Here is a 23344-nt window from a genome sequence, read left to right as displayed (position 1 = left end):
TCCAGAGACGTCGGAACGGGTGGATCCCCACCCGGATTGGAACGATCTAAACTTGAGAATGTGATCATCTGGAGTCACTCGCGTGACTGCTGGGTTTCGAGGGGCGCCGAAGAACGTCGCGTTCGTCACGTCCGGCGGCGACCGTGCCGTCCCGCGCAGGTGCCCCCGGCCGCGGGCGCCGTCGTACGCCCCGAGAGAGGTGGTCTACGGCCGGTGACACAATGCCCGCCATGTCCACGACGTCCTCACCCGACCGGACGGCGGTGACCGGCTCGGACGCCGAGCTGCGGCGCTTCCTGCACGGCCTGCCCGGGGTCGACCAGGTCGGCGCCGAGCAGCGCGCCGCCGGCCTCGGCACCCGGTCGATCAAGACCACCGCCAAGGCCCACGCCATCGAGCTGGCGATCCGCATGGTCGACCTCACCACCCTCGAGGGCGCCGACACCCCCGGCAAGGTGCGTGCGCTCGGCAGCAAGGCCCTGCGCCCCGACCCGACCGACCCGACCTGCCCGTCCGTCGCCGCCGTCTGCGTCTACCCCGACATGGTCCCCCACGCCGTGGCCGCGACCGGCGGTCGCGTGCACGTCGCCTCGGTCGCCACCGCCTTCCCGAGCGGTCGCTCCTCGCGGGCGATCAAGCTCGAGGACACCCGCGACGCGGTCGCCGCGGGGGCCGACGAGATCGACATGGTCATCGACCGTGGCGCGTTCCTGACCGGCCGCTACCTCGACGTGCACGACGAGATCGTGGCCGTGCGCGAGGCCTGTGCCCGGGCCGACGGGGGCCGCGCCCACCTCAAGGTCATCCTCGAGACCGGAGAGCTGCAGACCTACGACAACGTCCGCCGGGCCAGCTGGCTGGCGATGCTGGCCGGGGCCGACTTCATCAAGACCTCGACCGGCAAGGTGCAGCCCGCGGCCACCGTCCCGGTGACGATGGTGATGCTCGAGGCGGTGCGCGACTTCCGCGCGGCGACGGGGCGCATGGTGGGGGTCAAGCCCGCCGGCGGCATCCGCACCACCAAGGACGCGATCAAGCACCTGGTGGTCGTCAACGAGGTCGCCGGCGCCGACTGGCTCGACCCTGACTGGTTCCGCTTCGGCGCCTCCTCGCTGCTCAACGACCTGCTGCTGCAGCGCCACAAGATGACGACCGGGCACTACTCCGGTCCCGACTACGTGACCCTGGACTGATCGCCGTGAGCACCCCGTTCGAGTACGCCCCCGCCCCCGAGTCGCGCGCCGTCGTCTCGCTGAAGCCGTCGTACGGCCTGTTCGTCGGCGGCGAGTTCGTCGAGGGCCGCGGCGAGCCCTTCAAGACCGTCTCCCCCGCCACCGAGGAGGTGCTGGCCGAGGTCGTCGAGGCCAACGGGGCCGACGTCGACGACGCGGTCGCCGCTGCCCGACGTGCCCACGCCCGCACCTGGTCGCGGATGAGCGGTGCCGAGCGCGGCAAGTACCTCTTCCGCATCGCGCGCATCATCCAGGAGCGCTCGCGCGAGATCGCCGTGCTCGAGACGCTCGACAACGGCAAGCCCATCAAGGAGTCGCGCGACGTCGACGTGCCGACGGCCGCGGCGCACTTCTTCTACTACGCCGGGTGGGCCGACAAGCTCGAGTACGTCGTCCCCGGTGCCGGCACACCGCGCTCGATTGGCGTCGCGGGCCAGGTGGTCCCGTGGAACTTCCCGTTCCTCATGCTCGCCTGGAAGATCGCGCCGGCGCTGGCCGCGGGCAACACGGTCGTGCTCAAGCCGGCCGAGACCACGCCGCTCAGCGCCCTGCTCTTCGCCGAGATCTGCCAGCAGGCCGACCTGCCGGCGGGCGTCGTCAACATCGTCACCGGCGCCGGCGCCACGGGTCGCGCGCTGGTCTCCCACGACGACGTCGACAAGGTCGCCTTCACCGGGTCGACCGACGTCGGGCGCCAGATCGCGCGCGCCGTCGCCGGCACCGACAAGCGGCTCACCCTCGAGCTCGGCGGCAAGGCGGCCAACATCGTCTACGACGACGCCCCGCTCGACCAGGCCGTCGAGGGCATCGTCAACGGCATCTTCTTCAACCAGGGCCACGTGTGCTGCGCCGGGTCGAGGCTGCTGGTGCAGGAGTCGGTGGCCGACGAGGTGCTCGAGCGCCTCAAGCGCCGCATGACGACGCTGCGGCTCGGCGACCCGCTCGACAAGAACACCGACGTCGGGGCCATCAACTCCGCGGCGCAGCTCGCCCGCATCCGCGAGCTGGCCGACGCCGGCGAGGCCGAGGGCGCCGAGCGCTGGTCAGCGCCGTGCGAGCTGCCCGACAAGGGCTTCTGGTTCGCGCCCACCGTCTTCACCGGCGTCAGCCAGGCCCACCGGATCGCGCGCGAGGAGATCTTCGGCCCGGTGCTGTCGGTGCTGACCTTCCGCACGCCCGCCGAGGCCGTCGAGAAGGCCAACAACACGCCGTACGGCCTCTCGGCCGGGGTGTGGAGCGACAAGGGCAGCCGCGCTCTGTGGACCGCCCAGCAGCTGCGGGCCGGCGTCGTGTGGACCAACACCTTCAACAAGTTCGACCCCGCCAGCCCGTTCGGCGGCTACAAGGAGTCCGGCTACGGCCGCGAGGGCGGCCGCCACGGGCTCGAGGCCTACCTGAAGGGAGCCGACCAGTGACCCCGCCCCCCGCGGTGCCGCCGCGCGCCGAGGTCCGCAAGACCTACAAGCTCTACGTCGGCGGCGCCTTCCCGCGCTCGGAGTCGGGCCGCTCCTACGAGGTGCTCGACCACCGCGGCCGGTTCTGGGCCAACGCCTCGCACGCCTCCCGCAAGGACGTCCGCGACGCCGTCGTCGCCGCCCGCAAGGCCTTCGGCGGCTGGTCGGGCCGCACCGCCTACAACCGCGGGCAGGTGGTCTACCGCATCGCCGAGGTGCTCGAGGGGCGGCGCGAGCAGTTCGAGGCCGAGATCCGCACTGCCGAGGGGGTCAGCGCCGCGCGGGCGCGCGGCGCCGTCGACGCCGCGGTCGACCGCCTGGTCTGGTACGCCGGCTGGGCCGACAAGCTCGCCCAGGTCGTCGGTGGCGCCAACCCGGTCGCCGGGCCCTACCTGAACCACTCCGCGCCCGACCCCAGCGGTGTCGTCGGGGTCGTTGCCCCCGACGGTCCGCTGCTCGGCCTCGTCAGCGTGGTGGCCCCGGTGATCACGACCGGCAACACCTGCGTGGTCGTCGCCAGCGAGCCGCACCCGCTCACCGCCGTCACGCTGGGCGAGGTGATGGCGACGGCCGACGTGCCCGGCGGCGTCGTCAACCTGCTGACCGGGCCGCGGGCCGAGCTGGCTCCCTGGCTGGCCTCGCACCTCGACGTCGACGGCCTCGACCTCACCGGCGTGGCCGACCCCGACCTGGCCCGCGAGCTCGAGGCGTCGGCGGCCCAGGACCTCAAGCGGGTGCGGCGTCCGCGCTCCGAGGACCTCCTGGCCACCCCCGGCCTGGAGCGGATGACGACCTTCCTCGAGACCCGCACCGTCTGGCACCCGGTCGGCCTCTGAGGGCGTGGGAGGGCTCTAGGAGTCGAGGCCGCCGTTGACGCCGCGGCCCCGCATCACCAGCACGGCCTCGGTGCGGCTGCTGACGCGCAGCACGCGCAGCAGCACGCTGACCTCGCGCTCGACGGTGCGGGGCGAGAGGTCGAGCAGGCGCGCGATCGACTTGTCCTTCTCGCCGATGCACAGCAGCCGCGCGACGTCGAGCTGCCGCTCGGTCAGCGGCGGGTCCTCGTCGGGCGCGAGCAGCGCCTCGCACAGCGGCAGGGTGTCGTGCCACACGTCGAGGAGGCCGTGCACCACCTCGGGCTCGTGGGTGCGCCACGAGACCCGGTTGCCGAACGCGTCGTCGGGCCCGCCGAGCACTGCGGTGTGGTCGTCGATGATCATGCCGCGCACGAAGACGGGGCCCAGCAGGGTGTCGGGGTAGATCGACGAGAGCAGCGGGTGGGTGCGCGGTGTGGTCGGCCGGGTCAGCAGCTGCACGGCGATGCCGCGCAGCCCGAGGCGACGGCTCAGCTGCAGCCCGGGGTCCTCCGGGTCGTAGGCGTAGTCGGTCTGGACCACCAGGACCCGCGCCCGCACGTGGGGGACGAGCCGCCGCAGCTCGGCGTTGCGGGCCGGGAGACCGACGAGCGGGACCGCCCGGCCGTCCTCGGCGAGCGGGCCGGTGACGAGGTCGACGAGCTCGCGTGCGCGGCCGCGCAGGGAGACCACCTCGGGGCTCTCGCCCAGCACGCTGCGTCCCAGGTCACTGACGTCCACGAGAAGCATCGTCGCAGATGAGAGGCACGTTGACGAAGTACGCGCACCCCGCGGTGGGACGGCCCTCCCCCCCGGCGGGCCGTCCCGAGCGCGGCCCCCAGCGGGATGCGCAGGCACCACGATGACGGATCGGCGCGCCCGGCGCCGCCCTGTCCACGCTTCTGGCGGCAACTCGCCACATCCGGTCTCGGCGCGGCGTGGGCCGGTCAGGCGCCCAGCGCGGCGTACCCGGGCTTGACGACGCCGTCGATGAGCGCGAGCCGCTCGTCGAAGGGCAGGAAGGCCGACTTCATCGCGTTGACGGTGACCCAGCGCAGCTCGGCGAGGTCCCAGCCGAAGGCGTCGACGAGGGCCTGCATCTCCCGGGTCATCGAGGTGCCGCTCATCAACCGGTTGTCGGTGTTGACCGTGACGCGGAAGCGCAGCCGCGCCAGCAGCCCGATGGGGTGCTCCGCGATGGAGTCGGCGGCCCCGGTCTGCACGTTGGAGTGCGGGCACAGCTCGAGCGGCACCCGCGTGTCGCGGACGTACGCCGCCAGCCGTCCGAGCCGCACCGAGCCGTCGTCGCCGACCTCGATGTCGTCGATCAGCCGCACGCCGTGACCGAGCCGGTCGGCCCCGCACCACTGCAGCGCCTCCCAGATCGACGGCAGTCCGAAGGCCTCGCCGGCGTGGATGGTGAAGTGGGCGTTCTGGCGCGCCATGTACTCGAAGGCGTCGAGGTGGCGGCTGGGCGGGTAGCCCGCCTCGGCGCCCGCGATGTCGAAGCCGCACACCCCGGCGTCGCGGTGGGCGACGGCAAGCTCGGCGATCTCGCGCGAGCGGGCGGCGTGCCGCATCGCGGTCAGCAGCTGGCGCACCACGACCGGGCGACCGGCGGCGCTCGCCGCGGCGACACCCTCGTCGATGCCGTCCTGCACCGCGCGCACCACCTCGTCGAGGGTGAGCCCGGCCTCGAGGTGCTGCTCGGGGGCGTAGCGGACCTCGGCGTAGACGACGCCGTCGGCGGCGAGGTCCTCCACGCACTCGCGGGCCACCCGGGCGAGGTGGTCGGCACGCTGCATGACCGACACGGTGTGGTCGAAGGTCTCGAGGTAGCGCGGCAGCGAGCCGCTGTCGGCCGACTCGGTGAACCAGCGCCCGAGGGACTCCGCGTCGGCCGCCGGCAGGGCGTGACCGACCTCGTCGGCCAGCTCCAGCACGGTGGCCGGGCGCAGCCCGCCGTCGAGGTGGTCGTGCAGCAGCACCTTGGGGGCGGCCGCCACCTGCTCGGGGGTCGGGCGGTCGGCGGCAGCGGTAGGTTCGGCCTGGTTCGACACGTCGTCATCCAAGCACTGAGGCAGAGGAGTGGGCATGCGGGTCTTCGAGAGCGTGGAGCAGCTGGAGTCGGCGGTCGGCGAGGAGGTCGGCGTCGGCGAGTGGGTCGAGGTCGACCAGCAGCGCGTCGACGCCTTCGCCGACGTGACCGGCGACCACCAGTGGATCCACGTCGACCGCGAGCGCGCGGCCCGGAGCCCGTTCGGCGGCACGATCGCCCACGGCTACCTCACGCTCTCGCTGCTGCCCTGGCTCGGCTCGCAGGTGTTCTCCCTGGAGACCCCGGGCGCCAAGCTCAACTACGGCGTCAACAAGGTGCGCTTCCCCAGCCCGCTGCCCGTGGGGTCGCGCGTGCGGGTGCGCGTCACCGTGGGCGAGGTCTCCCCCGTCCCGGCCGGCACCCAGCTGGTGCTGCGCCACGTCGTCGAGATCGAGGGCTCCGACAAGCCCGCCTGCGTCGCCGAGACGGTCGTGCTGCTGCTCGAGGGCTAGTCGACGCGGCCGAGGATGGTCTCGGTCGCCTCGGCCTCGGCGCCCTCCGGGCCGACGTCGTAGCCGCCCTCGAGCGAGGCCAGCGCGCGCTCGAAGCGGTCGGGCTCGTCGGTGTGCAGCGTCAGCAGCGGCTCGCCGCGTCGTACGGCGTCACCGGGCCGCGCGTGCCACTCGACGCCGGCACCGGCCTGCACGGCCGCGCCCTGCGTGGCCCGTCCGGCCCCGAGGCGCCAGGCGGCCATGCCGACCGCCATCGCGTCGAGGCGGGTCAGCACGCCGTCGGCGGGGGCCTCGACGACGTGGGTCTCGCGCGCCGTGGGCAGGGGGGCGTCGGGGTCGCCGTCCTGGGCGGCGATCATCCGGCGCCAGGCGTCCATGGCGCGTCCGTCGGCCAGCGCCTCGGCCGGGTCGACGTCGTCACGGCCCGCGCCGGCGAGCATCTCGCGGGCCAGGGCGAGGGTCAGCTCGACGACGTCGGCAGGACCACCGCCCTCGAGCACCTCGACCGACTCGCGCACCTCGAGGGCGTTGCCGGCCGTCAGGCCGAGCGGCGTCGACATCTGGGTCAGCAGCGCCACGGTGTGCACGCCGGCGTCCTGGCCGAGCGCCACCATGGTCTCGGCGAGCTCCTGGGCGTCGTCGCGGCTCTTCATGAAGGCGCCGGTGCCGACCTTGACGTCGAGCACCAGCGCACCGGTGCCCTCGGCGATCTTCTTGCTCATGATCGAGCTCGCGATCAGTGGGATCGCCTCCACCGTGCCGGTGACGTCACGCAGCGCGTAGAGCTTCTTGTCGGCGGGCGCGAGCCCGGAGCCCGCGGCGCACACGACCGCGCCGACGTCCTCGAGCTGGCGGAGCATCTCGTCGTTGTCGAGCGCGGCCTGCCAGCCGGGGATCGCCTCGAGCTTGTCGAGGGTGCCGCCGGTGTGGCCGAGACCCCGGCCCGACAGCTGCGGCACCGCCACGCCGCACGCCGCGACCAGGGGGGCGAGCGGCAGCGTGATCTTGTCGCCGACACCGCCCGTGGAGTGCTTGTCGGCGGTGGGCCGCGACAGCGAGGAGAAGTCCATGCGCTCGCCGCTGGCGATCATGGCCGCGGTCCAGCGCGAGATCTCCTCGCGGCCCATGCCGTTGAGCAGGATCGCCATCGCCAGCGCCGACATCTGCTCGTCGGCCACCTCGCCCCGCGTGTAGGCGTCGACCACCCAGTCGATCTGGCTCGGGCTCAGCTCACGGCCGTCGCGCTTGGCCGTGATCACCTCCACCGCGTCGTGCGCACCGGCCACGGGGGTCCTCCTGCTGGTCTCGTCGGGGCCGCCGACGCTACCGCCCGACCTGCCGTGGGCCGCAGCCGCCGTACGGGCACAGAGGATCCCCGCGGGGCCCGGCTCGCTCTCGTCACAGCCAGCGTCGTCGTGCTCGTGGTCGCGCTGCTGCGGCTCTTCCCGACCGGCACCGTCGGCGCCCGTCCCGGCATCGGCGCGGTCGTCGCCGGGCGGTGGTTGGTGTCGGGCGCGTTCTTCACCGCCACCGCCTACCTGCCGCTCGTGCTGACCGACACCCACGGCTGGTCCATCACCGCGGCCGGCGCGCCGCTCGTCGTCGGCTCCCTCGGCTGGTCGGCGGCCTCCGCCTGGCAGGGACGCCGGCCCGACCTGTCGCGCGCCGCGCTGCTGCGCGCCGGTTTCTGCTACGTCGCGATCGGGTTGGCGCTGCTGCTGCCGGTCACGCTGGGGTCGGTGCCGTGGCTGGCGTTCGTCGCGCTGGCGCTGACCGGCACCGGGATGGGGTTGTCCTACTCGTCGTTGTCGTTCCTCATGCTCGCCCACTCCGCCGCCGACGAGGTCGGCTTCCACTCGTCCTCGGTGCAGCTCGCCGACCAGATGTCGCAGGCCGTCTTCGTCGGTCTCGGCGGCGCGCTGCTCGCGGTGCTGGCGCCGACCGTCGCACTGCCGGCGCTCGTCACCGGGCTGGTGGTGCTGGCCGCCCTCGGCGTCGGCGTCAGCCCGCGGACCCGGGAGCCCTCGGTCGACTGAGCCAGTCCTCCAGCCGGCCGAGGCAGTGTTCCCAGCCCTCCGCGTGGTCGGCGCGCTGCTGCTCGAGGTGTGCCCCGCGTGCTCGAGGAGCAGGACCGTGCCGCCGCCGCTCGCGTCGTCGAGCGCGACGGTCACCCGGGTCTCGTCGTCCTCGCCGTCCCAGCGCCAGGTCAGCACCAGCCGCGACGACGCACCGCAGCCACCGCGACGCCCGAGACGCCCATGCCGACCTCCTCCGACCAGACGCGGTACGCCGCCCCCGCCCGCGGCTCGAGCACCACCTGTGTCGCGAACCGCTCTGGCCACAGCCACTGCGCGAGGTCCTCGGTCCACGCACGCCAGACGACGTCCGGGTCGACCATGAGGTCGCGGACCAGTCGCAGCGTGCCCACGTCGTCCATCGCTCCACCGTGCACCCTTGGTGGCGGCCGCACCAGGCCGCCCGCTGCTCGAGGTACGGGCGCGCCGCTGGCCCGGCCACCTGTCGGGGTGGTCGGGTCAGCGGGGCTCAGCGGCTGAGGGGAGCGCGGCTGGGGGGGACGACGAGGTAGGTGTGGCCGGTGGGGCTCGTCCAGTGGTAGGTGCCGTCGGGGTCTCGCCGGTAGGTCCAGTCGTGGTGGGTCTTGGCGTTGTGGTGGCGTCTGCAGAGTGGGGCGAGGTTCCTCACGCGCTCGTAATGTGACCCCATGCCTGCCGCACCCCGCCGCTCCGCGATCTACGCCCGCATCTCCCAGGACGCCGAGGGACTCAGCGCGGGAGTCGAGCGCCAACTGCGCGAGTGCCGCGACCTGGCGACCCGCAAAGGGTGGACCGTCGCGCAGGAGTACGTCGACAACGACATCTCCGCTTCCCACTACAGCACCAAGCCCCGGCCCGGCTACGACCAGATGCTGCGAGACATCACCGAGAGCGTCATCGACGGAGTGGTCGTCTACAGCACGGACCGGCTGACCCGTCGGCCCCGTGAACTCGAGGACTTCAACGACGCGGTGAGGCAGTCGACGGACTTCCAGGTCGAGTTCGTCACCGGCCATGCCGACCTGGGGACCGACGACGGATTGCTGCTAGCCCGCATCCAGGGCGCGATGGCTGCCAAGGAGTCCGCAAATATCGGCAGGCGAGTCAAGAGCCGGATGCTGCAGAACGCCCTCGACGGCAAGCCCCACGGCGGGACCGTGCGTCCGTTCGGCTACGCCGACGACAAGATCACCGTGCGCGCCGACGAGGCGAGCGTCGTGCGCGACCTCGTGAGCCGCTTCCTGGCCGGAGAGTCCGGCCGGTCCCTGGCGACCTGGCTCAACGAACACGAGGTCGCGTCCGTGACCGGCAAGCCCTGGGTCACCTCGACGCTGAAGGGGATGCTGACCAACCCCCGCTACGCCGGGCTCCGAGCCCACAACGGCGTCGTGGTCGGCCCTGCAATCTGGGAGGCGATCATCACCGAGGACGAGCACCAGCGAGTCCTGGCCCGGTACGCCGCGATGAAGAACAGCAACCGCCGCACCCCGCAGACCTACCTGCTGTCCGGGATGCTGCGGTGCAGCCTGTGCGGTGTCCGGTTGTACTCCAGCCGCCGCAAGGACCGACGCCGCTACGTGTGCATGAAGGGCCCCGACCACGGCGGCTGCGGACGCATGACCATCGTGGCGGAACCGCTAGAACGGTTCCTGGCCGACGCGGTGCTCTACCGCCTCGACACCCCCGAGATGGCCGACGCCCTGGCCGGACGCAGCAGCGCCGACGAGCGCACCCGCGAAGTTGCAGCAGCGCTCGACCAAGCCCAGGAGCAAATAGAGGAACTGAGCCACGCCTACGCCGCCCGCGACATCACCATGCGCGAATGGATGACCGCCCGTCGCCCGATCCAGGACCGCCTCGAAGCCCTGCAACGACAGATGGCAGCCGCGACCCACACCAGCGCACTCAGCGGCCTGACAGGCAACGGCCACGCCCTGCGGGAGTCATGGTCGGGTCTCAACCTGTCCCGCCAGCACAGCATCATGGGAGCAGTCATCGACCACGCCGTCATCAGCCCCGGCCTCCGCGGAGCCACGACGGTCGACCCGGGCCGCGTCCGCGTCATGTGGCGTCACTGAACCGTGGCGGTCGGTGGCCCGCGTGCTCCCGCTCCGCGAGTGCGCGCGCGTGCCACCACCCGCCACGCCCAGCAGCGTCCCCACCCGGCGCACGACCGTGACATCGGTGACCTTCACCGGCACCCCCTGAGCCTCGCAGGACGCCGCCACCCACGCCGCGACCTCAGCATCAGAGCGACCACTCAGCCCCATGCCGCCCACACCGCCGGCGGACCCTGCCACCCCTCGACGTCACGTGACGACCACAGCCGCGTCGGCTTCCCGGACATCAACTCTGACGCTTCCCCTAGCAACTGCTCGGACGAGCGCCCCTCGAGCCGGACCGGTCGCGGCTGGAATCCCTGTGCCAGGTCGTAGCGGTGCAACTGCAACGCCCGCGAGGGAGCGTCGTTGTCGAAGCTCTTGGAGATGTACTTCGACAGGTAGTTCGCGGCCTTGCGTGACTCCTGCAGCGGCCCCGAGCCGACGGCCAGGTCGGTGTGGCGCTTGATGGAGATGAACCCGTGTCCCCACGTCGAGCGAATCAGCCGGTAGTTCACGTACTGGCCGAGCGCGAAGTGCAGGTGTAGACCGTGGTCGGTCTTGTGCCACTCCGGCACCCACACGTAAGGCAGCGTCCGTCCATCCAGCGACGAGCGCAGCGACCGGAAGAACCGCGCAACGTCCGCCCGGACCTCGACCGGATCGTGCTTGCCGGAGCCTGCGTAGGTCAGCGTGCCGAACCGTGTCAGTCGGTTCGCCGCGCAGTAGCGGCGCACCTTCCCGCGGGCACGACGACCAGCCTCAGCGCGAGCCCGCGCCGGATCAGCAGCCGGAGTACCCGGCACCCAGGACCGGGAAGGCCGGTAGGACGAGACGAACGAGCCACCCGCCTCGCCAGCCGAGGGATACAGATTCAGCGCCCATCCGGCATCGGGACGGGTGATCGAAGACAGGTGCGACGAGGACACAGGGGACTCCGCGAGTCGAGAGGGACTGGTGAAGTCCCGCCCGACCACGTTCCTCGCCGTGACCGCAGACCCGTGATCGGTTGGCCTGCGCGACGCCGGGGCGCAAACTCCCCGGTGCGACTCCGATGCGGCTCACCCGCATCCCTTCGGACGAACCGGACAGTACAGACCCGACCCGCAGTTGGGAAGGCCCAAGTTCGGCTCACCGGTGGCGGCGGTCCGGTGGGGGTGCGCCGCCACCCCCACCCGCGCTCGTGCCTCGCACGAGCGGGGCCCCTGGCGACCCGAGAGGCACCCCCACCCCCCCGGACCGCCGCCACGTCGAGTTCTGTTGCTACTTCAAGTCAAGACCGGCCCGCAGCTCGTCAAACTTCCGCAACGTGCGCTGCAGTCCGGAATGGCGTTCTGCGGCGAGTTGCAGATCCATCCGGTGTGTGAGCCTTGGCTGCCAGGTTGGCTTGACGTATTTGACTGGCTTCAAGGCCTTAACAATGGCACCCATGCCGTTTGCGCCTTCAGTGTAATCGAGGCCCAGACTTAGCGTTTCTGCTGAAGAGTAGATCCACTGCTCAAAATTCGGCTCAGCCAAGACGACAAACACGGGGACGCCGCAAGCTTCGGTCGCGCGCAACAGCCAGGCCGGACCCATTTTTGCGGCACAATCTTTATCGGAGTCGAAGAAGCACATCACCCCCTGGCATCCGGGGCGAGAAGCCGCAATCGCTACGAATCCCTCCAGTCCACCATCGCGCTCTGCATTCCCGCGGCCATGCGTCGGCACTGGCTTTCCGAGCACATCGGCGTAGTCGTGTGTCGTTTCCATATAGCGACGGAGCAGAACGGGCACGGCCTCCCGCTCGCCCGCTCCCTCTACGACCAAGCCAATGTGCGGAGCGTCTACTGCGGCGGTCATACGGCGGCGGGGTCCAGAGAGTCAGCGCGCAATAGTTCCCCTGGAGAAATGAGGCCTTGTCGAACAGGACCCAAGGTGTGCTCGGCGACGGCCCCGACATGCGACTCTCCGCCGTCGTTCCATACCACTCGCAACGAGTCGAGCGGCAGCGAGTCGATGATGTCGGCAGAATGCGTAGTAATGATGATTTGCGCAGATTCAGCCTGTTGCTTGAGAATGTCGACCAACGTGCGTAACGCGCCTAGGTGAATCGCAATCTCGGGCTCTTCAATCACCAGCATCGCGGGAGCCTTCAGTTGAGACATTGCCAACAGGATGCTGAAGGCACGGAGCGTTCCGTCCGACATCTGCTTGGCGTAGAACTCTCGGTTCCCGCTTGCCGTGGCTTGCACAAACTTCAGAGTCTGCTGGTCGGCAAGCCGCTGCACCTCAATTCGAATAATGCCAGGCACGATCGCTGACAATTCGTCGACCAGGGCTGATTTGGCGACGGGCGACAAAGACTCGTAGATGCTCACGGTGTTTGAGCCATCGGGCTCGAACTCACGCGTTGAACTGGGCTCCTGGAGAGCCGAAACCCGCGCCGGGTTGACTTCGACAGTCTGCATCAGCTGTAAGGTTTCGTACACCTGGAAACCAGCCATCCCCGCGGCGGACATGGCGCTCTGCCCGGGAGAGACTGGGAATTTCCGCTCCTGCTTGACGTGGCGTACTCGGCCGCGTGTGGTCGAACCGGAGGACTTATCGCCGTCCTCGGCGTCGACCTCGACGAACTCGTACCCCATCTCGTCATAGGTGACGGACTTTCCGTCACTTATAAAGCTGTATTCCGAACCATCCACAAAAACCTGCGCCGATTCCGACTTGACTCGGTATTGGCCACCTTTCACTGCTCCGAGATTGATCTCGTAAAACGAGACCTCCTGGTCGGGCGCCAATCGAAACTCAATTCGAAGAGCCGGGTCGTACGGGCGTCCTGCGCTTCGATGTCTGAGCTTGTCGAAGCCCCCGCGCCGAGCTAGCGCTACCGGGAGGCCGTGAATTGGGATCTCCCTCAGCAACTTGATTGCAGAAACGGCATTCGACTTGCCGCTCGCGTTGGGGCCGACGACTGCCACGATGTCATCGAAGACGAGGGTGGCTGACTTATAGGAAAGGAAGTTGGTCATCGAGAGCGACAGGAAGGTCGGTCGCTTGACATCCGTAGGCACAGCGCCACCTTATTCCTCCCGCCCGCCCGTTCGGTCGTGCTGCACCCGACAGGGGGACGTATTGGCGACTTGCCAGGTTGGCCGGGTGGGTCTGGCCGGGTGGTCCGCCGTCGTCTGGTGACTGGTAGGTGTCGATGTGGTCGAGGTCGCAGGCTCGTGAGTCTCGGCGGCAGCCGGGGAAGGCGCAGTGGGCGTCGCGGAGCACCACCTGCTCGTGCATGAGCGGTGGCGGGTCGTGATGGTCGACGGCCGGGTCACTGTCGAGGGCAATGGGTCGCAGGGTGGTGACGGGGGCGTCGATGCCGTGCCGGGCCAGCCAGGACTGGACGTCGCCCTCGAAGGTCGGTCCGGTGGTCGAGGAGGTTGCGCAGCAACCGTCTCGAGACCCCCGGGCCGTGACCTCCCTGACCCGGATCCTGCCGCCGTGAGCGGTGCGGCGGCGGACCCACGCGGTGAGCTGCTGTGTGGAGGCGGCGCCGCGGGTCTCCTCGACGACGGTGCCGTGCTCGGCTGTGAGGTCGGTGGGGGTGAGGTGGACGACGAGGTCGACGCCGCCGGGTGCGCCGGGGTCAGGGTGGGTGGTGCGTCCGGACATGAGGTCGAGGGCGTGCTGGGGGTCGGCCAGGATCCCCACGGCGGTCGCCCGCCGGACGTCGCGGTCGCTGGTGTCGCCGAAGTCCCTGAGGTCGGCGGCGACCCGGTTCAGGGTGCTGTCGAGGAGGTCGGCGTCGTCGGCGTCGAGGGTCATGTTCACGTCGACCACGCCCGGGGCGCGGCGGTCGCGGCGCAGCCACACCCCACGACGGGAGGCGGCTGCTTCCTCGTCCGCGATGCCGCGGTCGGGGTCGGCGGTGAGCCGGGCCTCGTGGATCAGCCGGGCGGCGTCGACGGCGGCGATCTTCTGCGGGACGGCGGTGATGAGCCGGTCGGCGTGCAGCGCGGCGTCGTAGTTCAGGTCGTGGGTCTCCCGCGAGATCTGACGTGCGAGCCACACCGGCACCCGTCCCTCCTGGGTCAGCGCCCACAGCCGGGGGAGCCGGAACGCGAGCTCGAGCGCGTCGCCGATGAGCTGGCGGGCGTGGTCGTGGGACCGGTCGAGCGCCGCACCGAGCTCGAGCGGGGCCAGGGGGTCGACGAGGGGTGCACCGGGGCCCGCGATCGGAACAAGCATCCTGGACTCGTCGGTGGCCAGCAGGCCCGGCTCGCCCCAGCCCGCGTAGTCAGCCACGACGCCGTCGGTGTCGACCTCGGCCGGGTGCGCAAGCGCCCACTGCAGCGCCATCCACACCTGCTTCACCTCGGCTGCGTGGGCGTCGGCTCGGGCAGTCAGGAGCTCGTCGATGATCGCTGTCCGCACGTCGACAGGTGCCGTGTCGGCGGTGTTGATCGGGGCGGTCTCCATGACTGGAGTCTACCGTTGCGAACTGACAATCGAACAGGTGAGCGACAGCATCCGGACTGCCTGGCGCCGGCATTGCAGGCGCCTTGCTGGGTCTCGAGGCTCGTCGCTTGCGCTCCTCGCACCTCGACCAACCCGGTCGGCAGTGGTGGTCGAGGTGCCCGAGCCCCTGGGCGAGGGCCTCGAGACCCCCGTAACCGCGCCCTTCGAGACGGTTGCAGCGCAACCTCCTCAGGGAGCAGTGGTCGGGCCGGGTGGTCGAGGTGCCCCGAGCCCCGACAGCATCCGGACGGGCGGCGGCCCAGGGTGCTGGGCGCCTTGCTGGGTCTCGCGGCTCGTCGCTGGCGCTCCTCGCACCTCGACCAACGCGGTCGGCAGTGGTGGTCGAGGTGCGCGGGCCCGGGCGAGGGCCGCGAAAACCCGCACCCAGCAACCGCGCGGGCCCTTCGAGACGGTTGCTGCGCAACCTCCTCAGGGAGCAGAGGTCGGGCCGGGTGGGCGAGGGCCACGAGACCCCCGCACCCGAGGCCAGGCCCTCACCTCATCGGGTCTCAGGATCGGCCAGCCGACGTCGGCAGGGGTCAGCCGGTGACGGGGAGGGTGGAGAAGCCGCGGAGGACGAAGGTGCCGCGGGAGGTGGGTTCGCCGTCGAGGGCGAGGTCGGGACGGGCGGCGGCGAGGACGCCGAGCGACTCGACGAGCTCCATCCGGGCCAGCGGGGCGCCGAGGCAGAAGTGGGTGCCGGCGCCGAAGGCGAGGTGCGGGTTGGCGGCCCGCCCGGCGTCGAACACGTCCGGCGAGGCGAAGACGGCGGGGTCGCGGTTGGCGGCGCTGAGCAGGGCGGCGATCTTCTCCCCCGCCTCCAGCCGGACGCCGGCCACCTCGACGGGCTCCTTGGCGGTGCGCTCGAACAGCTGCAGGGCGGAGTCGAAGCGCAGCATCTCCTCGACCAGCACGGCGTGGTCGGCCACGGCCCCGAGCGGGGTGCCGGAGCGCAGCAGCCCGGCGAGACCGTTGCCGAAGACGTTGACCGACGCCTCGTGGCCGGCGTTGAGCAGCAGCACGACGGTGGCGACGAGCTCGAGGTCCGTGAGGCCGGCCGCGACGAGGTCGGTGGTGAGGTCGTCGCCCGGGGTGGCACGCCGGCGCTCGAGGTGCCCGCGCACCAGGGCGGCGAAGTCGTCGGACGCGGCGACCGCCTCGGCAACCACGGCGTCGGAGGGCGCGGGCTCGTACATCCGGACGATCGCCTGGCTCCACCGCCGCAGGTCGGGCACGGAGGCCGCCTCGAGGCCCACGAGCTCGGCGATGACGAGCACCGGCAGCGGCTCGGCGTACGCCGCCAGCACGTCGAAGCGCTCCCCCGCCTGCTCCAGCAGCTCGGCGGCGATCGTGCGCACGCGCGGCCGCAGCCGCTCGACGTGGCCGCGGTTGAACGCGCCGGCGACCGCGCGCCGCAGCCGGGTGTGGTCGGGCGGCTCCTGCTCCATCATCTGGTGGCGGTGGAGCAGGTTGAAGGGTTCGAGGTACGCCGCGGGCTCGCGGTCGCGCCACAGCCGGCCCAGCCGCCGGTCGCGCAGCACCGCGCCGGCGGCCGCGTGCGAGAAGGTCAGCCAGCTGCCGCTGGGCTCGTGCCAGGCGACCTCGTGGTGCGCGCGCTCGGCGGCGAGCACCGGGTAGGGGTCGACGACGAGGTCGGGCGAGCCCAGGTCGAGCTCAGGTGAGGTCGTCGGGCCCGAAGGCATCCGGCAGCACCTCGCTCATCGCCTTGACGCCGCTGACGGTCCACAGCAGCAGGTCGCGACCGCCGGCCTCGAAGAGCAGCTGGCGGCACCGACCGCAGGGCATCAGGATCTCGCTGGCGCCGTTGACGCACACGAAGTGCGTGAGCCGACCCCCGCCGCCGAGGTGCAGCTGGCCGACCAGGGCGCACTCGGCGCACAGCCCCACGCCGTACGACGCGTTCTCGACGTTGCAGCCGGTGACGACGCGGCCGTCGTCGACCACGGCCGCGGCGCCCACCGGGAAGTGGGAGTACGGCGCGTAGGCGTGGGTGGCGGCCTCGACGGCGCGGGCCTTGAGCTGCTCCCAGTCGAAGCCGCTGCCGTCGTCCGGGCTCATCCGACCGAGCCCTTGCGGTAGGGCAGCCCGTCGGCGGCGGGCATGCGCAGCCGCTGGGAGGCGAAGGCGAGCACGAGGAGCGTGGTGACGTAGGGCGACATGCGGGTGAAGTCGGCCGGCACCACGTCCGTGCCGGCGAACCACGCCAGGAAGGCCGCGGCGAAGATGCCGAGCGTGATCGCCTGGCGTCCCTGCCTGCGGGTGATCTGGTAGACGGCCAGCAGCACCAGCAGCACACCCAGCAGGAGCAGCAGCGCGTGCACCGTCTCGGGGCCATCGCGGAACGGCAGCGCCTGGGTGTAGCCGAACAGCAGCGCCCCCAGGAACAGCCCCGTCGGGCGCCAGTTGCCGAAGATCATCGCGGCGAGGCCGATGTAGCCGAGGCCGTTGGTCTGGCCGACCTGGAACCCCGACGACGAGACCATCGCGAGCATCGCGCCGCCGAGACCGGCGAACGCCCCGGAGATGAGCACGGCGGCGAACTTGTAGCGGTAGACGTCGACGCCCAGCGACTCGGCCGCGGCCGGCGCCTCCCCGCAGGACCGCAGCCGCAGGCCGAAGCGGGTGCGCCACAGCAGGTAGGCGCTGAGCGGGAAGAGCAGGAGCCCGACCACGTGCAGCAGCGAGAGGTCGCGGGTGAAGACCTGCAGCAGGGAGGCGACGTCGGCCAGCACGAACCAGCCGGTACCGGCGAGGTCCTGCAGGGGCTCGTGCAGGAACGGCAGGTCGATGCGCGGGATCTGCGGCAGCGGCGGTGACTGGGTCGGCCCGCCGCCCGGCAGCGCCGAGAACCACACCTCCGCCAGGAAGCCCGCGACGCCGGCCGCGATGATGTTGATGGCGACGCCGGAGACGATGTGGTCGACGCCGAACACGACGGTGGCGAGCGCGTGCAGCGCGCCGCCGACGATGCCGAAGACGATCGCGCCCAGCACCCCGGCGACCCAGCCGAAGCTGTAGCCGATGTAGCCCGCACCGAGCGTGCCGACGATCAGCATGCCCTCGAGGCCGATGTTGACCACGCCGGCGCGCTCCGACCACAGGCCACCCAGACCGGCCATCGCTATCGGCATGGCGGCCGTCAGCGTGAGGGCGAGGGTGCCGTACGACGTGAGCGGCCCGGCGCCGGTGACGACGCGCACCGCCGCGAGCAGCACCACGAAGAGCAGGCCGAGCAGCACGAGTCGGCCGACCCGGCCTCCCGCGGGTGTCGCGCCCTCCGCGGCCGGCGCGGCCGTGCTGGGGGTGCCGGGGGCGTCGAGGCTCATCGGGCACCTCCGGTGCTCGCGGGGGCGGCGGGGGCGTGGCTCGCGGCGGCGCGGAGCTCGCGGGCGACCGCGGCCTGCTCCTGCCGCACCTGGTAGCGGCGCACGACGACGTAGGCGATGACGACGGCGAGCACGATGATGCCCTGGGTCGCCTGGATGATGTCGGGGCTGATGCCGGCCTGGATGTTGAGCAGGTTGGCCTGCTGCGACAGGTAGGCGAAGACCAGGGCGCCCAGCGCGATGCCGACCGGGTGGTTGCGGCCGAGCAGCGCCACCGCGATGCCGGCGAAGCCCAGGCCCACCTGGAACGACGAGCCGTAGTTGTAGGACTGCGAGAACATCACCGGCAGCCCGACCAGTCCGGCGACCGCGCCCGAGACGAGCATCGCGGTGACGATCATCTTGCGGGTGTCGACCCCGCTGGCGACCGCAGCCGACTCGGACGCCCCGGACGCCCGGAGGTCGAAGCCGAACCGGGTGCGGTTGAGCACCAGCCAGAACGCGACGCCGACCACGACCGCCAGCAGCGTCAGGCCGTAGAGCTCGGTCGTGCTGTCGGGGAAGAGCGGGATGGTGCCCACCCGGCTGCCCTCGGGCATCGTCCTGCTGTTGGTCGCGTTGCCGGTGCGCTCGCCCCACTGCTTGATGAGGTAGCCGATGAGCGAGCCCGCGATGGCGTTGAGCATGATCGTCGAGATCACCTCGCTGACCCCGCGGAAGGCCCGCAGCAGGCCCGCGATCGCGGCCCAGAGCGCACCGACCAGCATCGCCAGCAGGATCGCGACGATGGTGTTGAGGTAGCCCGGCAGCCAGGCCTGGCCCGCGAACGCGCCCGCGGCGAAGCCCCCGAGCCGGTACTGGCCCTCGACACCGATGTTGAACAGGTTCATCCGGAAGCCGATGGCCGCGGCCACGCCGGAGAGGTAGAGGATCGCCGCCTGGTTGAGGATCGCGACGATGTTGCGGTTGCCCGGCAGCTGCGTCATGACCGACCAGAAGCCGACGACGTCGTCGCCGGTGCCGATCAGCAGCGCCGAGACGACGACGCCTGCGATGACCAGGGCGAGCACGGGGGCGGCCAGCGGCAGCAGCACCCGACGTACGGCGCTCATGCGCGCCCTCCTTCGGTGGTCGGGGTCGCGTCGTCGGCGCCGGTCATGGCCGAGCCGAGCTCCTGCGGTGTGACCGTGCGGGGGTCGAAGTCGCCGACGAGGCGGCCGCGCAGGATCACGCGGATGGTGTCGGAGAGGCCGATCAGCTCGTCGAGGTCGGCGGAGACCAGCAGCACCGCCAGGCCCTCGCGGCGGGCGTCCTTGATGTGCTGCCAGATCTGCGCCTGCGCGCCGACGTCGACGCCGCGTGTCGGGTGCGAGGCGACGAGCAGCCGGGGGTCGCCGCTCATCTCGCGGCCGACGATGAACTTCTGCTGGTTGCCGCCCGAGAGCGCCCTCGCGGTGGTGTCGATGCCGGGGGTGCGCACGTCGTACTGCTCGACGATGCGGCCGGAGTCGCGGCGCGCGCCCCGCAGGTCGAGCCAGGGGCCCTTGACCGACGGCTTGCGGGTCTGGTGGCCGAGGATGCGGTTCTCCCACAGCGGGGAGTCGAGCAGCAGGCCGTGGCGGTGACGGTCCTCGGGCACGTAGCCGATGCCGGCGGCGCGGCGCTCGCGTGTCGACCACGACGAGACGTCCTGCCCGGCGAGCTCGACGGAGCCGCGCGCGGGCCGGCGCATGCCGACCAGCGCCTCGACCAGCTCGGTCTGGCCGTTGCCCTCGACCCCCGCGATGCCGAGCACCTCGCCGGCGTGGATCTCGAACGAGACGTCGGCCAGCTCGGGCCGGCCGGCGGCGTCGAGGACCTCGAGGTCGCGCACCGCGAGCAGCACCCGGTCGGTGACGGTCGACTCCTCGGTGCTCGGCGAGGGCAGCTGGCTGCCGACCATGAGCTCGGCGAGCTGGCGGGAGGTGACCTGGCCGGGCTCGACCGAGGCGACGGTGGTGCCGCGTCGCACGACGGTGATGTGGTCGGCGACGGCGCGCACCTCGTCGAGCTTGTGGGAGATGAAGATCAGGGTGTTGCCCTGCTCCTTGAGCAGGCGCAGGTTGTCGAAGAGCGCGTCGACCTCCTGCGGCACCAGCACGGCGGTGGGCTCGTCGAGGATGATGATGCGGGCACCGCGGTAGAGCACCTTGAGGATCTCGACGCGCTGCCGCTCGCCCACGCCGAGGGTCTCGACGAGCTCGTCGGGGTCGAGGTCGAAGCCGTACTGCTGCGAGATCTCGCGGATCCGCCGCTTGGCGGGCTCGCCGATGCCGTGGAGCTTCTCGGCCCCGAGGGTGACGTTCTCGGCGACGGTGAGGTTGTCGGCCAGCATGAAGTGCTGGAAGACCATGCCGATACCCCGCGCGATCGCGTCGGCGGGGGTGGCGAAGGAGACCTGCTCGCCCTCGACGGCGATGGTGCCGTCGTCGGGCTTCTGCACCCCGTAGAGGATCTTCATCAGCGTCGACTTGCCGGCACCGTTCTCGCCGACGAGGGCGTGGATGGTGCCCGCGGCGATGGTGATGTCGACGTCGTGGTTGGCGATGACGCCCGGGAAGCGCTTGCCGATGCCGCGCAGCTCGATCGCGGGGGTCCCTCGGGGGCTCGCGGGCGGCGGGGCGGCGGGTTGGGCGGTGGACACGCGCGGTCCTCCAGGGGGCAGTGGGGGTGGGTGGCTCAGGTGGGCGACGTGCCAGGTGCCCGGACGACGGGAGGTCGTCCGGGCACCTGGGTCACGGCTGGGTCAGGTGACCTCAGTTGTCCTTCGGCTCCGCCGGGACCTCGATCTCGCCGCTGATGATCTGCTCACCGGCCGCGTCGATCTCGTCCTGGACGTCGTCGACGAACCCACCCGAGGTGGAGTAGCCGACACCCTCGGCCTGCAGGTCGTAGGTCACGAAGCCCGACTGCCAGGAGTCCTCGGCGACCGCGTTGGCGGCCTCGAAGACCGCGGTGTCGATGCGCTTGAGCATCGAGGTGAGGATGCGCGGCTGCTGGTCCTCGGGCGCGGTGAGGTACTGGTCGGAGTCGACGCCGATGGCCCAGTTGCCCTCGCCCGCCGCGGCCGCGGCCTGGAAGACGCCGAGGCCCGACTTGCCGGCCGCGTGGTAGACCACGTCGGCGCCGTCCTGGTACATCGCCTCGGCGGCGGCACGGCCGCCGGACGGGTTCTCGTAGCCGGTGGCCGCGTCGTTCTGGTCCTGGGTGAGGTACTGGACGTCGATCTGCGCGTCGGGCTTGACCGACTCGACGCCGGCGACGAAGCCCGCCTCGAACTTCTGGATCAGCGCACCGTCGACACCGCCGACGAAGCCGACGTGGTCGTTCTCCGACTTCAGCGCCGCCGCGACGCCGACGAGGTAGGAGCCCTCGTTCTCGGCGAAGGTGAGGTCGGCGAGGTTGTCGGCGTCGGTGGCGATCGTGGTGCTGAAGCCGTCGATCACCGCGAAGTCGACGTCGGGGTAGTCAGGGGCGACCTCCGCCGCCGCCGGGGAGTAGAGGTAGCCGACCGCGATGACCGGGTTGTAGCCGCCCTCGGCGAGGGTGCGCAGGCGCTCGGCGCGGGTCTGGTCGTTGTCGTCGGTCTGGGCGTTGGCCTCGACGCAGGTGGCGTCGAGCTCGTCGACGGCGCGCTCGAGACCGGCGTACGCCGAGTCGTTGAACGACTGGTCGCCCCGGCCGCCGACGTCGTAGGCCAGGCCGATCTTCGGCCCGTCGCCACCGGTCTCGCTCTTGCAGATGTCGACCTCGCCGGAGGCGTCGCCGCCGCCGTTGCTGCCGCCGTTGCCGCCACCGCCACTGTTGCTGCCGCAGCCCACCAGGGCGAGCGAGCCCACCAGTGCCACCGCAGCGATCTTGCTGAACCGGCGCAAGACGCCTCCTCGTGTCTCGGGTGTGCCCCGCCCGGGGCACGTGTCGACACGCACCCTAGATCGGCGCGGTGGCTCGACCTACCGCGCGAGGGGCCCCGCGGTGAAGTGTTATCGGTCGGTGACCATCACGGGGCCATCGCACCGAGCGCCGCGGCCACCAGGACCTGCGAGGCGATGGGCACGGCGCGCTCGTCGACCCGCAGGTCACCCTGGTGCAGGTCGTACGTCGGCCCTCCCGGGGTGCGGGTGCCGAGCCGGGCCATGGCGCCCGGGACGCTGTCGACGTACCAGGCGAAGTCCTCCCCGCCGAGGCTCTGCGTGGTCGAGACCAGTCCCTGCTCCCCCAGCACCGCCTCGACCGCGCGGGAGAGCAGGACCGTCGAGCGGTGCTCGTTGACGACCGGCGGGACCCCGCGCACGTAGCGCACGTGGGGCTCCACGCCGTAGGGCTCCACGATCTGCTCGATGGTGTCGGTGACCAGCTGCTCGGCCTCGGCCCAGGCGACGGCGTCGAGCATGCGGACGGTGCCGCCCGCCTGCCCGCTGGCGGGGATGACGTTGACGGCCGCGCCCGCGCGGACCATCCCCCAGACCACGCTCACCCCGGCGCGGGGGTCGAGCCGCCGGCTGAGCACGGCCGGGAGCTCGGTGAGCAGCTTGCCGAGCGCGAAGGTGAGGTCCTCGGTGAGGTGGGGACGGCTGGTGTGGCCACCCTTGCCGGTCAGGACGACGTCGAGGTGGTCGGCGGCGCCGGTGAGCGGGCCCTCGCGGAGCCCGACGGTGCCGACGTCGAGGGTGGGGTCGACGTGCAGGCCGAAGATGTGGCCGACACCGTCGAGGGCGCCCGCGTCGATGGCCATCAGGGCCCCGCCGGGCATGACCTCCTCGGCCGGCTGGAAGACCAGCCGCACCCGGCCGGGCAGCCGGTCGGCGACGGCCTGGAGGGCGAGTCCGGCGCCGAGCAGCCCGGTGGTGTGCACGTCGTGGCCGCAGGCGTGGGCGACCCCGGGCACCGTGCTCGCCCACGGGTCGCCGGAGCGGTCGTCGACCGGGAGCGCGTCGAGGTCGGCGCGCAGCGCCACCAGCGGGCCCTGTCCCGAGCCGACCTCCGCCAGCAGGCCGCCGCGGGGCATGGGCCGGGTGTCGACCCCGGCGTGCTCGAGGTGCTTGGCGACCTGCGCCGCGGTGCGCTGCTCCGACCACGACAGCTCGGGGTGGGCGTGCAGGTCGCGGCGCACGTCGAGGAGCAGCTCCTCACGAGCCGCGACCTCCGCGAGCGCGTCGTCGAGGACAGGGCCGAGCAGCGTGGCGCGGGGGTCTCGGGCGTGGCTGCTCACTCGGTCCAC

At 71.7% G+C, this 23344-nt stretch carries 22 protein-coding genes; 6 read left to right on the top strand and 16 right to left on the bottom strand.

Going from position 1 to position 23344, the window contains the following annotated elements:
• The first annotated feature begins 230 nt into the window (after positions 1-230).
• From deoC to ACYU8I_RS07565, 3 genes are read left to right on the top strand one after another with little or no spacing between them, the layout of a single operon-like run.
• Positions 231-1193, top strand: a complete 963-nt coding sequence (deoC, locus tag ACYU8I_RS07575) for a deoxyribose-phosphate aldolase (RefSeq protein WP_460839121.1) — start codon at positions 231-233, stop codon at positions 1191-1193.
• Between the two features lie 5 nt (positions 1194-1198).
• Positions 1199-2647: an aldehyde dehydrogenase family protein gene (locus ACYU8I_RS07570; RefSeq protein ID WP_460839120.1), complete on the top strand. Its 1449-nt coding sequence runs from the start codon at positions 1199-1201 to the stop codon at positions 2645-2647.
• Positions 2644-3522 carry an aldehyde dehydrogenase family protein gene (locus ACYU8I_RS07565; protein WP_460839117.1) on the top strand — a complete coding sequence of 293 codons (879 nt, stop codon included), beginning with the start codon at positions 2644-2646 and terminating at the stop codon, positions 3520-3522. The genes ACYU8I_RS07570 and ACYU8I_RS07565 overlap by 4 nt, the downstream gene beginning before the upstream one ends.
• Positions 3523-3537: 15 nt before the next feature.
• Here the strand turns inward: ACYU8I_RS07565 and ACYU8I_RS07560 are convergent, their stop codons facing one another.
• Complete coding sequence (locus tag ACYU8I_RS07560; protein WP_460839114.1) at positions 3538-4281, bottom strand: helix-turn-helix transcriptional regulator; 744 nt, start codon at positions 4279-4281, stop codon at positions 3538-3540.
• 206 nt (positions 4282-4487) lie between these two features.
• Positions 4488-5600, bottom strand: a complete 1113-nt coding sequence (locus tag ACYU8I_RS07555) for an adenosine deaminase (protein ID WP_460839112.1) — start codon at positions 5598-5600, stop codon at positions 4488-4490.
• A gap of 34 nt (positions 5601-5634) precedes the next feature.
• Here ACYU8I_RS07555 and ACYU8I_RS07550 point away from each other — a divergent pair, with 34 nt between their 5' ends.
• Positions 5635-6090 carry a MaoC family dehydratase gene (locus ACYU8I_RS07550; protein WP_460839111.1) on the top strand — a complete coding sequence of 152 codons (456 nt, stop codon included), beginning with the start codon at positions 5635-5637 and terminating at the stop codon, positions 6088-6090.
• On the opposite strand, the gene ACYU8I_RS07545 is transcribed toward ACYU8I_RS07550, so the two are convergent.
• Entirely contained in the window at positions 6087-7376 is a 1290-nt protein-coding gene (locus ACYU8I_RS07545; RefSeq protein ID WP_460839109.1) for a thymidine phosphorylase, read from the bottom strand. The two genes, ACYU8I_RS07550 and ACYU8I_RS07545, sit on opposite strands and share 4 nt — an antisense overlap.
• 129 nt (positions 7377-7505) lie before the next feature.
• On the opposite strand from ACYU8I_RS07545, the gene ACYU8I_RS07540 reads away from it, so the two are divergent.
• Positions 7506-8126, top strand: a complete 621-nt coding sequence (locus ACYU8I_RS07540; RefSeq protein WP_460839107.1) for an MFS transporter — start codon at positions 7506-7508, stop codon at positions 8124-8126.
• A gap of 170 nt (positions 8127-8296) precedes the next feature.
• Here the strand turns inward: ACYU8I_RS07540 and ACYU8I_RS07535 are convergent, their stop codons facing one another.
• Both ACYU8I_RS07535 and ACYU8I_RS07530 read right to left on the bottom strand, forming a co-directional pair.
• Positions 8297-8527: an SRPBCC family protein gene (locus ACYU8I_RS07535; RefSeq protein ID WP_460839105.1), complete on the bottom strand. Its 231-nt coding sequence runs from the start codon at positions 8525-8527 to the stop codon at positions 8297-8299.
• A gap of 107 nt (positions 8528-8634) precedes the next feature.
• Positions 8635-8793 (bottom strand): hypothetical protein, encoded by a 159-nt coding sequence (locus tag ACYU8I_RS07530; RefSeq protein ID WP_460839103.1) that lies wholly within the window; start codon positions 8791-8793, stop codon positions 8635-8637.
• A gap of 19 nt (positions 8794-8812) precedes the next feature.
• Between ACYU8I_RS07530 and ACYU8I_RS07525 the strand changes: the two genes are divergently transcribed.
• A complete protein-coding gene (locus ACYU8I_RS07525; protein ID WP_460839101.1) occupies positions 8813-10222 on the top strand; it encodes a recombinase family protein in 1410 nt (469 codons plus the stop codon).
• 182 nt (positions 10223-10404) lie between these two features.
• Here ACYU8I_RS07525 and ACYU8I_RS07520 read toward each other — a convergent pair whose 3' ends face one another.
• The 11 genes from ACYU8I_RS07520 to ACYU8I_RS07470 form a co-directional block, all read right to left on the bottom strand.
• Positions 10405-11172, bottom strand: a complete 768-nt coding sequence (locus tag ACYU8I_RS07520) for a rolling circle replication-associated protein (protein WP_460839099.1) — start codon at positions 11170-11172, stop codon at positions 10405-10407.
• A gap of 334 nt (positions 11173-11506) precedes the next feature.
• The gene (locus tag ACYU8I_RS07515) at positions 11507-12019 is read right to left on the bottom strand and encodes a hypothetical protein (RefSeq protein ID WP_460839097.1); all 513 of its coding nucleotides are present in this window, start codon (positions 12017-12019) and stop codon (positions 11507-11509) included.
• A 62-nt stretch (positions 12020-12081) separates the two neighbouring features.
• Entirely contained in the window at positions 12082-13254 is a 1173-nt protein-coding gene (locus ACYU8I_RS07510; RefSeq protein ID WP_460839095.1) for an AAA family ATPase, read from the bottom strand.
• A complete protein-coding gene (locus ACYU8I_RS07505) occupies positions 13232-14698 on the bottom strand; it encodes an HNH endonuclease signature motif containing protein (RefSeq protein ID WP_460839093.1) in 1467 nt (488 codons plus the stop codon). Before ACYU8I_RS07505 ends, ACYU8I_RS07510 begins: the two co-directional genes overlap by 23 nt.
• Before the next feature lie 578 nt (positions 14699-15276).
• Positions 15277-16440 carry a cytochrome P450 gene (locus ACYU8I_RS07500; protein WP_460839090.1) on the bottom strand — a complete coding sequence of 388 codons (1164 nt, stop codon included), beginning with the start codon at positions 16438-16440 and terminating at the stop codon, positions 15277-15279.
• On the bottom strand, positions 16412-16816 hold the full coding sequence (locus ACYU8I_RS07495) for a cytidine deaminase (RefSeq protein WP_460839088.1): 405 nt from the start codon (positions 16814-16816) through the stop codon (positions 16412-16414). The genes ACYU8I_RS07500 and ACYU8I_RS07495 overlap by 29 nt, the downstream gene beginning before the upstream one ends.
• On the bottom strand, positions 16813-18084 hold the full coding sequence (locus ACYU8I_RS07490; RefSeq protein ID WP_460839086.1) for an ABC transporter permease: 1272 nt from the start codon (positions 18082-18084) through the stop codon (positions 16813-16815). The genes ACYU8I_RS07495 and ACYU8I_RS07490 overlap by 4 nt, the downstream gene beginning before the upstream one ends.
• Positions 18081-19196, bottom strand: a complete 1116-nt coding sequence (locus ACYU8I_RS07485; protein WP_460839084.1) for an ABC transporter permease — start codon at positions 19194-19196, stop codon at positions 18081-18083. The genes ACYU8I_RS07490 and ACYU8I_RS07485 overlap by 4 nt, the downstream gene beginning before the upstream one ends.
• The gene (locus ACYU8I_RS07480) at positions 19193-20767 is read right to left on the bottom strand and encodes an ABC transporter ATP-binding protein (protein ID WP_460839080.1); all 1575 of its coding nucleotides are present in this window, start codon (positions 20765-20767) and stop codon (positions 19193-19195) included. The genes ACYU8I_RS07485 and ACYU8I_RS07480 overlap by 4 nt, the downstream gene beginning before the upstream one ends.
• Positions 20768-20879: 112 nt before the next feature.
• Positions 20880-21998, bottom strand: a complete 1119-nt coding sequence (locus tag ACYU8I_RS07475; RefSeq protein WP_460839078.1) for a BMP family lipoprotein — start codon at positions 21996-21998, stop codon at positions 20880-20882.
• A 125-nt stretch (positions 21999-22123) separates the two neighbouring features.
• Positions 22124-23335 (bottom strand): amidohydrolase, encoded by a 1212-nt coding sequence (locus ACYU8I_RS07470; RefSeq protein WP_460839077.1) that lies wholly within the window; start codon positions 23333-23335, stop codon positions 22124-22126.
• Positions 23336-23344 lie beyond the last annotated feature (9 nt).

It is taken from the genome of Nocardioides marmoraquaticus (assembly GCF_054777915.1).
This window is presented reverse-complemented; position numbering and strand designations above follow the sequence as displayed.

Excerpts from the sequence above, each read along its gene's own strand:
- deoC (WP_460839121.1), top strand. The coding sequence starts at position 231 with ATGTCCACGACGTCCTCACCCGACCGGACGGCGGTGACCGGCTCGGAC.
- ACYU8I_RS07550 (WP_460839111.1), top strand. The coding sequence starts at position 5,635 with ATGCGGGTCTTCGAGAGCGTGGAGCAGCTGGAGTCGGCGGTCGGCGAG.
- ACYU8I_RS07535 (WP_460839105.1), bottom strand. The coding sequence starts at position 8,527 with ATGGACGACGTGGGCACGCTGCGACTGGTCCGCGACCTCATGGTCGAC.
- ACYU8I_RS07525 (WP_460839101.1), top strand. The coding sequence starts at position 8,813 with ATGCCTGCCGCACCCCGCCGCTCCGCGATCTACGCCCGCATCTCCCAG.
- ACYU8I_RS07510 (WP_460839095.1), bottom strand. The coding sequence starts at position 13,254 with ATGACCAACTTCCTTTCCTATAAGTCAGCCACCCTCGTCTTCGATGAC.
- ACYU8I_RS07505 (WP_460839093.1), bottom strand. The coding sequence starts at position 14,698 with ATGGAGACCGCCCCGATCAACACCGCCGACACGGCACCTGTCGACGTG.
- ACYU8I_RS07500 (WP_460839090.1), bottom strand. The coding sequence starts at position 16,440 with ATGCCTTCGGGCCCGACGACCTCACCTGAGCTCGACCTGGGCTCGCCC.
- ACYU8I_RS07495 (WP_460839088.1), bottom strand. The coding sequence starts at position 16,816 with ATGAGCCCGGACGACGGCAGCGGCTTCGACTGGGAGCAGCTCAAGGCC.
- ACYU8I_RS07490 (WP_460839086.1), bottom strand. The coding sequence starts at position 18,084 with ATGAGCCTCGACGCCCCCGGCACCCCCAGCACGGCCGCGCCGGCCGCG.
- ACYU8I_RS07485 (WP_460839084.1), bottom strand. The coding sequence starts at position 19,196 with ATGAGCGCCGTACGTCGGGTGCTGCTGCCGCTGGCCGCCCCCGTGCTC.